General features: G+C 34.3%; 11 protein-coding genes. 2 read left to right on the top strand and 9 right to left on the bottom strand.

The features are described 5' to 3' along the window. Window positions 1-25 precede the first annotated feature (25 nt). From Q0Y61_RS06715 to Q0Y61_RS06690, 6 genes are all read right to left on the bottom strand, one after another. Complete coding sequence (locus Q0Y61_RS06715; protein WP_297813335.1) at window positions 26-802, bottom strand: pseudouridine synthase; 777 nt, start codon at window positions 800-802, stop codon at window positions 26-28. 1 nt (window position 803) lies between these two features. Next, window positions 804-1,175 carry a translation initiation factor gene (locus Q0Y61_RS06710; protein WP_297813332.1) on the bottom strand — a complete coding sequence of 124 codons (372 nt, stop codon included), beginning with the start codon at window positions 1,173-1,175 and terminating at the stop codon, window positions 804-806. Beyond that, on the bottom strand, window positions 1,163-4,654 hold the full coding sequence (dnaE, locus tag Q0Y61_RS06705) for a DNA polymerase III subunit alpha (RefSeq protein WP_297813329.1): 3,492 nt from the start codon (window positions 4,652-4,654) through the stop codon (window positions 1,163-1,165). Before dnaE ends, Q0Y61_RS06710 begins: the two co-directional genes overlap by 13 nt. A 143-nt stretch (window positions 4,655-4,797) precedes the next feature. Further along, window positions 4,798-5,637 carry a cysteine ABC transporter substrate-binding protein gene (locus Q0Y61_RS06700; protein WP_297813325.1) on the bottom strand — a complete coding sequence of 280 codons (840 nt, stop codon included), beginning with the start codon at window positions 5,635-5,637 and terminating at the stop codon, window positions 4,798-4,800. A gap of 201 nt (window positions 5,638-5,838) precedes the next feature. Continuing rightward, the gene (gene uvrC / locus Q0Y61_RS06695) at window positions 5,839-7,698 is read right to left on the bottom strand and encodes an excinuclease ABC subunit UvrC (RefSeq protein WP_297813322.1); all 1,860 of its coding nucleotides are present in this window, start codon (window positions 7,696-7,698) and stop codon (window positions 5,839-5,841) included. 12 nt (window positions 7,699-7,710) lie between these two features. Continuing rightward, window positions 7,711-8,139 (bottom strand): hypothetical protein, encoded by a 429-nt coding sequence (locus tag Q0Y61_RS06690; RefSeq protein WP_297813319.1) that lies wholly within the window; start codon window positions 8,137-8,139, stop codon window positions 7,711-7,713. Here Q0Y61_RS06690 and Q0Y61_RS06685 point away from each other — a divergent pair. Continuing rightward, window positions 8,131-8,301 carry a hypothetical protein gene (locus tag Q0Y61_RS06685; protein ID WP_297813316.1) on the top strand — a complete coding sequence of 57 codons (171 nt, stop codon included), beginning with the start codon at window positions 8,131-8,133 and terminating at the stop codon, window positions 8,299-8,301. The two genes, Q0Y61_RS06690 and Q0Y61_RS06685, sit on opposite strands and share 9 nt — an antisense overlap. A gap of 7 nt (window positions 8,302-8,308) precedes the next feature. Then, window positions 8,309-9,790: an FAD-binding protein gene (locus tag Q0Y61_RS06680; RefSeq protein ID WP_297813313.1), complete on the top strand. Its 1,482-nt coding sequence runs from the start codon at window positions 8,309-8,311 to the stop codon at window positions 9,788-9,790. A gap of 76 nt (window positions 9,791-9,866) precedes the next feature. Here the strand turns inward: Q0Y61_RS06680 and Q0Y61_RS06675 are convergent, their stop codons facing one another. The 3 genes from Q0Y61_RS06675 to Q0Y61_RS06665 all read right to left on the bottom strand — a co-directional run bounded on the left by Q0Y61_RS06675 (window position 9,867) and on the right by Q0Y61_RS06665 (window position 13,593). Further along, window positions 9,867-10,709: a ferritin-like domain-containing protein gene (locus Q0Y61_RS06675; RefSeq protein WP_297813310.1), complete on the bottom strand. Its 843-nt coding sequence runs from the start codon at window positions 10,707-10,709 to the stop codon at window positions 9,867-9,869. 248 nt (window positions 10,710-10,957) lie between these two features. Then, window positions 10,958-12,067, bottom strand: a complete 1,110-nt coding sequence (locus Q0Y61_RS06670; protein WP_297813307.1) for a Cj0069 family protein — start codon at window positions 12,065-12,067, stop codon at window positions 10,958-10,960. A 218-nt stretch (window positions 12,068-12,285) separates the two neighbouring features. Then, the gene (locus tag Q0Y61_RS06665; RefSeq protein ID WP_297813305.1) at window positions 12,286-13,593 is read right to left on the bottom strand and encodes a peptidoglycan DD-metalloendopeptidase family protein; all 1,308 of its coding nucleotides are present in this window, start codon (window positions 13,591-13,593) and stop codon (window positions 12,286-12,288) included. Window positions 13,594-13,601 lie beyond the last annotated feature (8 nt).

The following is a 13,601-nucleotide window of genomic DNA, read 5'->3' as shown; positions in this document are numbered from 1 at the left end:
TGGGTTAAACATTGTGTTTCTCCTTTTATAGTTTAAAGTTTTTATCAGATTCTAAAGTGCGCAAAAATGCGTGGAGTTTATTGTATTCTTTACGCTCTAAAAATCTCACCTTTTGGCTTGGAAGATTGTTTAAATGCACAAAGCCATAAGCAATGCGCTTTAAGTCCAAAACTTCAAGCCCAAAATGAGCAAAAAATCGGCGAAGTTCTCGGTTTTTACCCTCTGTAATAGCAACTTTAATTTTTGAAAATTTCGGAGTGTTTTTAATGCAAGTGTAACTAGCAAATGGAGCAAAATCCATTGCTTTTATCTTGTTTTTACTATGCGCACCCGCACAAGCATTTTTTAGGCTTAAGCCCGATTCCATTGCATCAAACACATTCTCTTGAATCTTGCCGGATAATTTAAGCAGATACACACGTTCCAGTTTGCTTTCCATAAGTGCGCAAGCGACTTTAATGTTATCACTAAGTAAAAGCAATCCCTCACTAGCAAAATCTAGTCTTCCCACAGGTGTAAAATGCGCAAATCGTTTAGGCAAGGAATCAAAAATCACCGCTCGCCCTCTATCGTCTTTTTTGCTCACAATCTCACCTTTTGGCTTATTATAAACAATCAAAGTATATTGGTCTTTTGCTCTAAGAAGTTTGCCATTAAGATAGACTTTCTCCCCCGCTTGCACTTGATAGGAAAAATCGGTAATAATTTCGCGTTTGATACTGACTTTGCCATCAAGGATTAATTTATCTGCCTCGCGCCTTGAGTGGTTGGAATGGTGTGCTATGAATTGATTTAATCTCATTTTATCTCTTAAATTTAAATTTTTTCTCTTTGAGGAAATCTTTGAGATTTTCTTTATGCTTGCCTTGTAAAATAAGGAGGATTCCACCCTCTTTTTCCTCTAGTTTTCCTCCACTTGCAAAATGCTTTTTTGCTTCCTTTAGGATTCTTTGCATTTCTTCTTTGTTTTCATAAAAGATTCCACAATGTGTAATGTCTCTGCTGCTTGCCTTTTCTTCATTAATATGCAAAAAATAAGAATTTCTTTCTTTCGTTGAAAATGGGGTTGTGCAGATACACGCACTTTTGAGTTCCCCACATTTTTTACAAAGTGTGTCTATCGTGTCTGTAAATTTTGCTTCCATTAATTCTTGTAAATCACTTAGTTTTGCCATTGTAAATGCTTCAATTCCTCTTTAATCGCACTATGAACTTGCAAGGAGCTAATCATTTCTAGTTCTTGTGTCTGTGTTCTAAACAGAATCCTAAGCTCTCTTTTACCCTGATGTCGTAAAGCAGTTTCTTTTAAAAGGTGCATCATCTCTGTATTGGTATGAATATCTAGCATAAGGGTTAGTGGCTCATTGGTGTCTGCTTTTTGAATCACAAAATCCACCTTTTCCTTTTTTGCCTCTCTTAGTTCTAGAATTTTTTCTGCTTTTAGTTTCTTAGTTTCATCTTGTTCTTGGACGAGGCACTTGACTGCAATGGGTTTTTCTTTGTCCATTGTCTCAAGCTGCTTTAAGGATTGTTCAAAAATAGTTAGTTCCACACTGCCGCATAAATCTTGTAATTTTAAGATTCCATAACGTCTGCCATTCTTTGAAAACTTACTGATAATGTCTTCAATTTTCCCTGCAATTAAAATATGGCTATTTTCTGCAATATCTTTAATTTGATTTGTAGGGGTGTATTGAATAGATTTAAGCTCTTCTTTATAAGCATCTAGTGGGTGTCCAGAGGCATAGAATCCTAAACTTTCTTTTTCAAATTCTAAGATTTGTTTTTGGCTAAATTCCTCATAATGTTCTAAATGAATATTAACTTTTGTCATTTCTTCATCATTGCCAAAAAGTGAATTTTCTGCTTCTTTTTTTGCATTTTGAGCTATTTTTGCGGCTTCAGTGAGAGATTCTACTTGCTCTAAAAGGGATTTGCGCGTATAATTGAAGCTATCCATTGCACCACTTTTAATAAAAGATTCTAATGCCTTTTTATTAACTTTTTGCGGGTCAATGCGCCCTAAAAAATCCTCTAAATTTTTAAATTCTCCATTGTTTTTACGTTCTTCTAAAATCACATTAATAGCCACTTCTCCAGCACCTTTGATAGCACCAAGTCCAAACAAAATACAGCCTTCCCCTTTAATGTCTGCAACACTAAATTCTAATTCTGATTTTTGCAAGTTGGGCGGGAGAACTTGGATTCCCATTTGGTTTGCTTCTTTAATGTATTCTACGATTTTATCTGTATCGTTTTTTTCACCTGTAAGTAAGGCCGCCATAAACTCTTTGGGATAGTAAGTTTTTAAATAGGCTGTTTCAAAAGTTATCATCGCATAGGCTGCCGAGTGGGATTTGTTGAATCCATAGCCTGCAAATTTTACGATAAGCTCCCATAATTCCTCTGCTTTTGCTTTACTAAAGCCTTGTTTAACTGCACCCTCTGCAAACTTACTTTTATTATCTGCCATAATTTGTGCATCTTTTTTCCCCATAGCACGGCGAATCAAATCTGCTCCACCCAAACTAAATCCCCCGATTCTTTGCACGATTTGCATTACTTGTTCTTGATAAACAATCGTACCATAAGTAGGACGTAAAATAGGTTCTAGTTCAGGAAACATATAGGTAATTGGCTCTTTTCCGTGTTTGCGGTTGATGAAGTCCTCTACCATTCCAGATTCCATTGGTCCTGGACGACCTAGTGCAATCATAGCAATAATGTCTTCAAAAGTGCTAGGGCGCATTCGTTTGTTCATTCCTTGAAACATACTAGATTCTATCTGAAAAACACCTAGTGTGTTGCCGCTTTGTAAAATTTCATAGACTTTTTTATCATCAACATCTACATCCAAGAAATCTATATCTTTATTGTAACGTTGTTTGATAAGTTTTAGGGTATCATCAATCACGGTAAGCGTTTTAAGTCCTAAAAAGTCAAATTTAATTAAATCCACATCTTCAAGATATTTCATAGAATATTGTGTTGCAATGATTCCGTCACGTTGGGAGCAGTAAAGTGGAGCTTTATACCATAGTTCGTGTTCAGAATCAATCACCACTGCAGCTGCGTGTGTGCCGGGATTTCGTTTCGTGCCTTCTAAAATGAGTGCGAACTCCCATATCTTTTTAGCCAATGGGTCAGTTGCAAGGAGTTCAGCGATTTTTGGTTCTTTGTTATAAGCATCTTCTAAAGTGATTTCTAATTCTTTGGGGATTAATTTTGCAAAATTATCCGCATCATTATAAGGCATTCCCATTACACGTGCCACATCACGAATGACAGCTTTTGCTTTCATCATACCAAAGGTAATGACTTGTGCTACATTATGGCGTCCGTATTTTTCGGTTACATATTCTAAAATCTCGCCACGGCGACTTTGGCAAAAGTCCATATCAATATCCGGCATACTTACACGTTCTGGATTCAAAAATCGCTCAAAAAGCAAATCATATTTTATTGGGTCAATATTGGTAATCTCTAAGCAAAAAGCGACTAAACTTCCTGCGGCACTTCCACGTCCAGGACCTACTGGGATACTAAGTTCTTTTGCTGCACGTACAAAATCCCAAACGATAAGCATATAACCTGGAAATTTCATTTTATTAATAATTTCAATCTCGTGCTCTAGTCGTTCTTTATATTTTTGATGATGATTTTTATCTATATTTTTAAGACGTTTTTCTAAGCCCTCACGACATTTATAGGAAAAATATTCGCTATCTTGTGTAAAAGTTAGCCCTTCTGCTTCTGCGTATTCTTTGGTAAATTTAAAACTAGGAGGTGTGGGGTCTCCTAAATGTAGCTCTAAATTGCATTTGTTGGCAATTTCTTGTGTGTTTTCAAGTGCTTCTGGCAAATCTGCATAGAGTTCTGCCATTTGTGTGGGTGTTTTAATATAAAATTCTTGCACGGTGTGATGCATACGATTTGGGTCGTTGAAATCTTTACCAAAACCTATACAAAAGGCTACTTCTTGTGCTGTGGAATCACTTTGAAGAGTATAATGGGTATCATTGGTTGCAACAATTTTAATTCCTGTTTCAAGAGAGAGTTTTAAAAGCTGGTTGTCTATGAGTTGTTGTTCTTGGATTCCGTGTCGCATAAGTTCTAAATAAAAATCTTCTCCAAAAATCTCTTTGTATTCTAGTGCGACTTCTTTTGCTCTTTCATAGCCTTTACGCCCTTTGTTCTCATCTTTTTTAAGATTTAAATGCCATTGCACTTCACCATTAAGACACGCACTGCTACAAATTAATCCCGCACTATGTTCTCGTAGCATTTTTTTGCTAATGCGGGGTTTCATATGGAATCCATATAAACAAGCTTGTGAGCTTAAATACATTAGATTTTTATAGCCCTCTAAGTTTTTAGCATAAAGACAAAGGTGGAATCTCTGATTATTTTTTTCGCTAATTTCTTCCGCATTATGCAAATAAGCTTCTATGCCTAAAATCGGTTTGATTCCCTCTGCTTTCATTGTTTTGTAAAATTCAATTGCACCAAACATATTTCCGTGGTCAGTGATTGCAACACTCTCCATACCATATTCTTTGATTTTTTTTGCTAGAGTTTTGACTTTATTTAATCCATCAAGTAAGGAATATTCGGTGTGTAAGTGTAAATGCGTAAATTTTGGAGTTTGACTCATTGTAAGTCCTAAAGTAAATTGATTTAAAGTTGCAATTCTAACTTACAATTACTAATAAAGCTATTAACTTTTATGGATTGTAAAAGCATAAAAAGGAGAATCGTAAGAATCTAATGAGATTCTTACGCATTAATCAAAGAGGTTTATTTGGCAAAAAGCACAGATTCTATTTGGTTCTCACCATAAATCGGAGCAAGTGTTTTATTGTAAGATTCTTTCATAAAGCCGTTTGTATTAAGTGTTTGTATTTCATTGTTTAGCCATTCTAGTAACTCTTTATCCCCCTTTTTCACTGCTGGCGCGATAACATCTTCCTCGCCTAGTTTTTCAATTCCAACTTTAAAATCTGGATTTTCTTTCGCCCAAGCAAAAACAAGTAGATTATCGTGCGCTAGGGCTTCTCCTCGACCATCTTTAAGGGCTAAAAACGCTTCTGTGTTTTGGTCGTATTTTAAAAGTTCGATTTCTGGGTGATTTTTTGTAAAATAAAAATCAGCGGTTGTGCCTTTATTGATAATTAATTTTTTACCTTTTAAATCCTCCACATTTTGAATCTCGCCGTTTTTGGAAACAACTCCAAGCGCGACTTTCATATAAGGAGTGGCAAAATCAACAACCTCTGCACGTTCTTTTGTCTGTGTGAAGTTTGCCATTATCACATCTACTTTGCCGCTTTTGAGAAATTCTACACGACTTGCTGCTTCCACTAATTCAAACTTAACTTTTCTCTCATCGCCTAACAAATCTTTTGCTATTTTGCGAGATATGGCTACATCAAACCCATCATTTTCACCTTTGTCATTGATAAACCCAAAAGGTGGTTTATCGCTAAAAACGCCAATAGTAATTACACCTTTTTGCTTAATGGATTCTAAGTTGTTTGTAACTTTTTGGCTATTTACATTTTCACTACAACCAATAAGTAGCATTCCAAATGTTAAAGCCAAAAGAGCCAAAAAAGGTTTTAAAAGTAATCGTTTCATTCTTATTCCTTTAAAGATTGATTTGCATAAAAGCTCAGAATTGTAGCAATAAATCTTGAAAACTGCAACGCTATAGAATAATTTATCTTTCAAGATTCTTGGTTATTTTTGGTTATACTTTAATTTGCAATAGAATCTTAAAATCAAGATTCTATATTGTGAGGTTTTGTTATTTTTGTTAAGTGAATCCTAAACTACATTTTAGGATTCATCAGAATGTAGGTTTTGAAAAATAGTTTGCGCAAGTGTTTTTGGAAGTACTTGGCTTAATTCGTCTAAAGTTGCATTATGGATTGCTTCAAAAGTGCCAAAATACGATAAAAGTTTATTTTGTGTCGCCTTTCCGACTCCTTTAATCTCTAAAATCTTAGATTGTCGCATTGTTTTTTGCTTTTGCTTTCGATGAAAATTAATAGCAAATTGATGCGCTTCATCTCGTAATTTTTGAATGAATTGCAAACGTCTATCACTAGAAATTAAGTGATATTCTTGTAAAGATTCATCACGCAAAATATCTTTTGCACTCCCTTTGGCTCGGTGCGTTTTGCTATCTATTTTTTCTTTTGCAATTCCAATGACTTCCAAATTTGTTCCAGCACTTTTTAATAAGTCTTTGGCAAGATTTATTTGCCCAGCCCCTCCATCTAATACCCACAAATCTGGTGGAGATTCTTGTGCAAAATCTGCAATCCTACGTTTTATCATCTCACGCATTTGAGAATATTCATCCGCACCTTCTAATAGGTAGTGACGATAAGATTCTTTAATAAATGTCCCATTTTCATAGACAATCATTGCACCTACACATTGTTTTCCTCTATGGTGCGAAGTGTCAAAAACTTCCAAGCGGTAGGGAATATTCTCTAAATTAAAGAGTGATTGAAGATCATAAAGAACTTGCTCTTCTTCATTCTTTTGTAAGCGCAAAATTTCTTGACCATTTTGCAAAGCAAGTTCGCACAATCTCTTTTTTTCACCACTTTTGGGATAATGCAATAGAATCTTTTTATGAAATTTTTGTTTTAAGAAGTTTTCTAATTCTCTTGAAGTCTCTCCCAAATCAAAGGGGATTAATATTTGTTTGGGTATCAAGGGCAAATCATTCTTGTAATAATTAAGCACAGCTTGTTTGTAGATTTCGTTTTCATCAAACCCAATTTCACTCCTGATGACTTGTGTAGCATTAGAGATGATTTTGCCCTTACGCATAAAGAGTTTAACCAAAACAGCTTGTTTTTCTCCACAAACAAGAGCGAAGACATCTAAGTCCTCTAAACGTGCAAAATCCACTGAAGAGATAGTGCTTAATTGTTGAATCTTTGTGATTCTATCTCGTAAAACTCCAGCCTCTTCAAAACGCAAATTTTGCGCTAAAAGCAACATTTTTTCTTTTAACTTTGGAATAATTTTTTTAGGATTCTCAATACAATGGAGTGCATTTTGTAAAATAGAGTGATAAGATTCTGTGTTAATATGCCCTTCACAAGGAGCTAAGCAACGTTTAATTTGATAGAATAAACAAGCTTTTTTACCGTGTTTGCAAGATTCTTTTTGCACGAGTGGAAAAATCTGATAAAGACATTCTAGTAAATCTCTAGCCCCGCTTGAATAAGGTCCAAAATAGCGCAAACCTTGAGATTTCTTAAGAATCTTTCTTGTAAGAATAATGCGGGGAAAATCCTCTTGCATATTGACACATAAATAAGGATAAGTTTTATCATCACGTAGAAGAATATTGTATTTTGGTTTAAGTTGTTTAATGAGTGAATTTTCTAAAATCAAAGCGTCGTTTTCATTTTCTACAATGAAATAACGTATCATTGCAATTTGTTGAACCATTTTTGTAATGCGTGCATTTAAGTTAGGAGCTGGAGCAAGAATAGGGGTAAAGCGAAAATAGCTTTTGATACGATTTTTAAGATTCTTTGCTTTTCCTACATACAACAATCTCCCTTGACTATCAAAATAATGATACACTCCGCTTTGATTTGGAATCTTTTTTAATGTTTCTAAAAGCTCATTAGAGAATGGTTTGAGTTTCAAAGGTTCTTTAGATTCCATAAAAGTCCTTGATTAATCTTGATGGTTTAAAATAATTTGACGAATATTCTCAAAGATTTCATAGATTTTAGTGTCTTTGGCGTGATTGGTAAAATTTCCACAAGAAAGTTCTCCATAGCATTGTGTTCTTGCATTGTCTTGTAAGGATTCTACGGCTTTGTGATAGATATTGTGAGTTACAAAGTATTTTATGTCTTGCACTTTTAAAAGACTAGATTTTTCCCTCTGGTAAGTTTTTAAAAGTTGTTTTACTAGGGTAATTTTATGATAAAATTCTTGTTTAAAAGCTGGATGTTTAAGAACCAAAAACAAAATATTATTTTTGATATAACCAAAAACGATTCCTTCTTTGATGCTAAGAGGAAGCATACGGATAAAATGATTAATTTGGCTTATTTCATAATATTTCTGATGACAAGGAGTGTTAAAAAGATGCGACAAAATTTCCGATACATTTTTCATTTTTTAATTATAGCACAGATTTTTTGCGTAAGTTTTCTAAATGTAGGCTGTGGATTTAAAGGTGACCCGTTTAATCCCAAAAAGAATACAAGTCAAATAGAAAGGGAATCTTATACTAAAGTAGAATCTAGTATGAAATGAGGATAAAATGTTTAACTTTGATGTGATTATTGTAGGGGCTGGTGTTGCGGGATTATATGCGTCATTGAATTTACCCAAAAATCTAAAAGTTTTAATTCTTTGCAAAGACCAACCCTGGGAATGCAATACATTTTATGCACAAGGTGGAATCGCCGTAGCAAAGGATATTAATGATATTCCACTCCACGTAAAAGATACATTAAACGCTGGTGCTGGAATGTGTGATGAAAAAGTAGTTAAAACATTAAGTGAAGAAAGCTTGGAAGTATTGGAGGATTTGATAACTCGCCAAACGCCTTTTGATAGAGATGAGCAAGGAAATTTACTTTTTACTAAAGAAGCTGCTCATAGCACTTCACGCATTATTCACGCAGGGGGAGATTGCACAGGGAGAGCCCTACATTCTCATTTAATTGCGCAGGTTTCTCATACATTGTGGAAAAATGCCACTGTTACAGAATTGTTAATTGAAGGCAATCGTTGTTATGGGGTAAGTGTTTTAACTAAAAGAGGAAGCTATAATCTTTATGCTAAACATATTATTTTAGCTAGTGGGGGTGTGGGCGCACTTTTTGAATACCATACAAATGCTTATACAATCTCTAGTGAATTGCACGGAATGATTTTAGAAAATGGGTTGGAGTTAAAAGATATGGAAATGCTCCAATTTCACCCCACTGTGTTTGTAAAAACACCCTATGCTCGTAAAATGCTTTTAAGTGAAGCCTTAAGGGGTGAGGGCGCGAAAATTGTGGATTTTTGGGGAAATCGCTTTTTATTTGATTATGATTCTGCAGGAGAATTAGCGCCACGTGATAAAGTTGCACGAAGCATTTTTGATTATAAAATTAAGCTAGAAGAAAGAAATCTTGGCGCACCACAAGAAGAAAAAGAGGTTTATTTGGATTTCACTCCATTTTCTAAAGAATTTTTTTATCAACGTTTTCCAAATATTGCACGGAATTTGAATGCACTTGGATATGAATTACCAAAAGATAGAATCCCAATTTCTCCTGCATTTCACTATTGTATGGGTGGGATACAAACAGATGATGTGGGTAAAGTGGTTGGTATGCATAATCTTTATGCGATGGGAGAATGTGCTTGCACAGGGGTACATGGAGCCAATCGTTTGGCTTCTAATTCTTTGCTTGAGGGTTTGGTTTTTTCAAGGCGTAGCGCAAAAGAGATTTTAGGAAGTTATGGAGCAGAGGGGAAAGAATGGACAAAAAGAGAATTTCCATTACATACCCAAACTTTACAAAAAGAACAAGATGAAAACCTAAAAGCAATTTTACGACATTTGATGTGGAGTAAAGTGGGCATTATTCGTAAAAAATCGGGATTAAATGAAGCATTAGGTGGAGTAGAAGTGATGCTTCAAAGTGGTGTAGGAAGACTTTTACGTCTGCGCCTACTCACCGCCAAAAATATTATAGAATCTGCCTTAAAACGAGATTTTTCAGTCGGCGCACACTATATTGAGTAAGTTTTGCTTGTAATCAAAATTATTAAGAAATCTTTATTAATTAATGTTTTTTAATTTAGATTTGTAAGTGAGTTGCTTATTTCGGATTTTTTGAGAGAAAAATTTCATCTTCTAGCATTTTTAGCTCTTCTAAACTAAAGCCAGCTTTTAATCTTGCATTGGCATTAAGTTGTTCATTGGCTTTGGGAAATGAAAAATGATGGTGTTTGAGGATTTCAAAATATTTTAAAGTGCGATTTTTTGGTAAAATTTTTTCTTGCTCACAAAAGAAGTTAAACCAAATACTACCCTTTAAAACGTGGGAAATTTCATCTTGTAAAATCATCTCTAAAACATTCAGAAGTTCGTTTTTAATGGAATGATTGCTGTTTTGCACTTTTATGCATAAAAAGGGATTGACATCTAAACCCACGGCTTCCATTCCACGATGAATTAACGCAATTCTATTTAACAAAATATTACAATTTTTCATAGAATCAAAGAGTAAAGTATGCACACCAAAATCACCATAATGAAACCCCAAAACCTCTAAAAGCGAATTTAAAGCTAAAAAGTGTTTGACTTCCTCATTTGCCACTTCCACCCAATCGCGATAAAAGCAATGGGGTAATTCTCTGAAACGATAAGCGCAATCTAGTGCTAAATCAATTGCAGAAAATTCAATGTGTGCAATAGAGTGCAACAAATGCGCGACATTTAAATCTGTTTTTAAGTATTTTCCTTGTGGAACTTTATAGGGTGGAACTATGGAACAAAAATGTGCAAAAGTTGGAATCTCTAAGGGTAAAATTATCTGATTGTGTTCTAAAGAAAGGTTGTGAAAGTTCTTCCAAATTATTTGCACTTGTTTGCATTTTTCTTGTGCATTTTTGGCATTTAAGGCATTAAAAAGAGAAGAAAATAGCTCACGCAATTCCATAGTTTCCCTTTGTGGTTTTTATTATTTCAATGAAGATTATTTCAATGAAGATTGCAATTAAAATCTGATAATTTAAGTTTCTTGTGAATAAAAATTTACAATAAATGCTATTGAAGTTATAAAATAGAAAAAATTCTAACGATGGGTAGATAAAATAGTGTAACTCCAAGCAAGTAAAAGGCACCTTGAAATCTTAAAGATTCAAAAATACCTTTTTGTCTATAAAGATAGCAAATTAAATGATTTAATTACGCTTTCTTTTCGCTGACAATCTCTACAATATTATCCCCCACCATTACAGCAATTTTTGCCATAAATTCTTCTGGGCTTGTAAATCCAACGCAAGAGCAGTTAATTTCACCTAGAATATAGCGGTCTGCGCCTTTTTCGTCAGTATCCAAGATGAAGTCTGCAGTCCAAATAAGTGGTAAATCATAATTGCCTAATTTACTTTTGATTTGTGGAAGTTGTCCTAAGAACCAATCCACTAATATTTGCCAATCTTTTGGCTCATCATAGCGATATTTTGCTCCACTAAAGAGAGTTGCACTAAAGGCATCTCCGCCTTCAGCTGGTTTTTTATGCACGACATAAACAGGAGTTTTATAAAGCATTAAAATGCGAATTTCACCTTCTTTAATACGTGGTAAGAAGGTCATATCTACAAGCATACCATTATCACCAACTAAATAGTGTTCGCAGAAATCCATAAATTCACCTAATTTACGCTCTTCAGTATGATTGTCTTTTGCTTCTGTGCAGATGATTTTTGTATCAAGTGGGAGAGATTCTACCTTATTATAATCATTGCTAGATTCCAGCCTTACGCGCCAAATTCCTTCTCCTGTGGAACCACGATTCTGTTTTAAAACTCTCTCACCTTTTGCTAGAGTTTTAGGAAAAGTCTTTTTGAAGTCGTGTTTATCAGCCCAAGTTACCCCGATTCTCTTTGCTTCCGCTGGGTCATAATACGCATAAGTATCACTAGGAACCAAAGGGGTATCCGCTAACTTTGTCAAAGCGTCTTTTGCACCATAACCAATCATTGCGTCAGGGTGTGGCATACCTACAAGTCCATCTGCACAGAGTTTGCGCAATACATCAAAATAAAGTTTTTCTTCTTTTAAATTGCCTGGGTTTACACGAGAAACATAGCCATCGGCACTATCACGTACTTTTTTATAAATTTCTTCGCGTTTGCTAGAATCACGCAAAATCTCATCGCTAAAAAACACAACTTCTGCATTCCAACCCTTTGCTTTAAGAGCATTTACCATTGGCATTGTATCTTTTCTATGTCCATCCGCACCTTTATCGCTACCGCCAACTGCTTCAAAAAAGACAATGTTTTTTTTCATACTTTCCTCCAAAGTTAAATTATGATTTATAAAAGTATCAAAACAAGGCTTAAAGTTTTTATGTTTTTAACTTTTTAAAGAAATTTAATTTTTAAAGTGTTACAGAATTATACAGATATTCTCTGAATATTATTTATCTATTTTTACTAAAATGCTATTTTAAGATTTTCAAAATTTAATTCAAAAGGGCTTGAGAATAAAGAGAAATTTAAATGATATCAAAGATTTTTTGTTGTAATCAGCTCCAAGGGGTCAATATGCTTGTCTTTTAACGTTACTTCAAATTTCAAAGCATTCTCTACACGCCCAATTGTATAACCTTTTTTCACTGTGCTGCCGGGTTTAATTGTAGGGGCGATTTTATCTAGTTGCGCATAAATGGTGTGCATATTATTTTTATGTTCAATAATTACTACACGTTTTAAAATAGGAGTATCTTTAGCGAAGACGACTTTACCATCTAGAACGCTTTTGACTTTATCATCTCCTTTGGGAGCTAGAGTAACCGATTCGTTAAAAACTTTCATTTTATACACAGGGTCAAAATAGGGTCCAAAACGTTTTTCAATCGCAAAATTTTCTAAAGGAGCAATCGTTTTAGCTCCTTTGTATTTAGTTGTGCCAATATTATGATAAGAGCTTGCAACTTGGCGCACATCAAAGTCATTATTGGTTTTAGATGTATTAGTGGTAGCTTGCGATTCTTTAGCAGTGGAATCTTTATTTGATATTTTTGAGGATTCTAACTGCTGCTTGGGTTCTTGTTGTTTTGTTTTGGCTAATTCCTCTCGTTTTTTGCGTTTTTCTTCTTCTTGGCTTTTTAAAATATTAAGATTGACAAGAATCCCTTGCACTGCATCACGTTCTTTGACGATTTTTTGTAATTCATTATTATATTTGGTAATTTCTTGTTGGTAATTAGCAATCAGGGTTTCTTGCTCATTTTGGAGTGCTTTTAAATGAGTGCGCTTTTTATTTTCTATTTCAAGAAAATCTTTTAATTGTGTGATTTCATTTTGTAGGGTATGTAGGTTTGCAATGACTTCACTTTGTTTGTTGCTTAGTGCGCTTAAGTGTTGTTTAGTCGCAGTGCTTAGGGATTTAAATGCCTCTTCTGTGATTAAATCTTGGATAGATTCTGGTTGAAAGTCATTGAGCAAAATTGCAAAGGATACATCTTTAGTAATTAAATCTATCATTTCAAATTCAATTTGTTTGCGTATTTGAAACAAGGAATCTTGATTATTGCTAAGTTTTTTTATCAAAGCAGATTTTGTATTGTATTCTTTTTGATTTTTGGCTATGTTTTGTTCATTTTCTTTGATGGTTTTTTGTAGCAGTTTGTTTTCTTCCTTTTTGGCATTGATTGCATTGCCTAGTTCTTGGAGTTTAATATTAATTTGCTTTTCTTGTCGTTTTTTATCTGCTAGAACATTTTGGTTTTGACTAATTTTTTGGCTAATCTCTCTTTCGTTTGCACTAAATAGTAGTGAGATAAGTAGGATAAAAAGAAACCAAATACGCATAAAAATCC

This window comes from uncultured Helicobacter sp. (assembly GCF_947367035.1).
Classification (GTDB): Bacteria; Campylobacterota; Campylobacteria; order Campylobacterales; family Helicobacteraceae; genus Helicobacter_D.
Note: the sequence above shows the minus strand (reverse complement) of the source record. Positions and strands in the feature narration are given on the sequence as shown.

What these genes read in the sequence shown, in the direction of transcription:
- Q0Y61_RS06715 (WP_297813335.1), bottom strand. Translation starts at nt 802, where the DNA reads ATGAGATTAAATCAATTCATAGCACACCATTCCAACCACTCAAGGCGC.
- Q0Y61_RS06710 (WP_297813332.1), bottom strand. Translation starts at nt 1,175, where the DNA reads ATGGCAAAACTAAGTGATTTACAAGAATTAATGGAAGCAAAATTTACA.
- dnaE (WP_297813329.1), bottom strand. Translation starts at nt 4,654, where the DNA reads ATGAGTCAAACTCCAAAATTTACGCATTTACACTTACACACCGAATAT.
- Q0Y61_RS06700 (WP_297813325.1), bottom strand. Translation starts at nt 5,637, where the DNA reads ATGAAACGATTACTTTTAAAACCTTTTTTGGCTCTTTTGGCTTTAACA.
- uvrC (WP_297813322.1), bottom strand. Translation starts at nt 7,698, where the DNA reads ATGGAATCTAAAGAACCTTTGAAACTCAAACCATTCTCTAATGAGCTT.
- Q0Y61_RS06685 (WP_297813316.1), top strand. Translation starts at nt 8,131, where the DNA reads ATGCGACAAAATTTCCGATACATTTTTCATTTTTTAATTATAGCACAG.
- Q0Y61_RS06680 (WP_297813313.1), top strand. Translation starts at nt 8,309, where the DNA reads ATGTTTAACTTTGATGTGATTATTGTAGGGGCTGGTGTTGCGGGATTA.
- Q0Y61_RS06675 (WP_297813310.1), bottom strand. Translation starts at nt 10,709, where the DNA reads ATGGAATTGCGTGAGCTATTTTCTTCTCTTTTTAATGCCTTAAATGCC.
- Q0Y61_RS06670 (WP_297813307.1), bottom strand. Translation starts at nt 12,067, where the DNA reads ATGAAAAAAAACATTGTCTTTTTTGAAGCAGTTGGCGGTAGCGATAAA.
- Q0Y61_RS06665 (WP_297813305.1), bottom strand. Translation starts at nt 13,593, where the DNA reads ATGCGTATTTGGTTTCTTTTTATCCTACTTATCTCACTACTATTTAGT.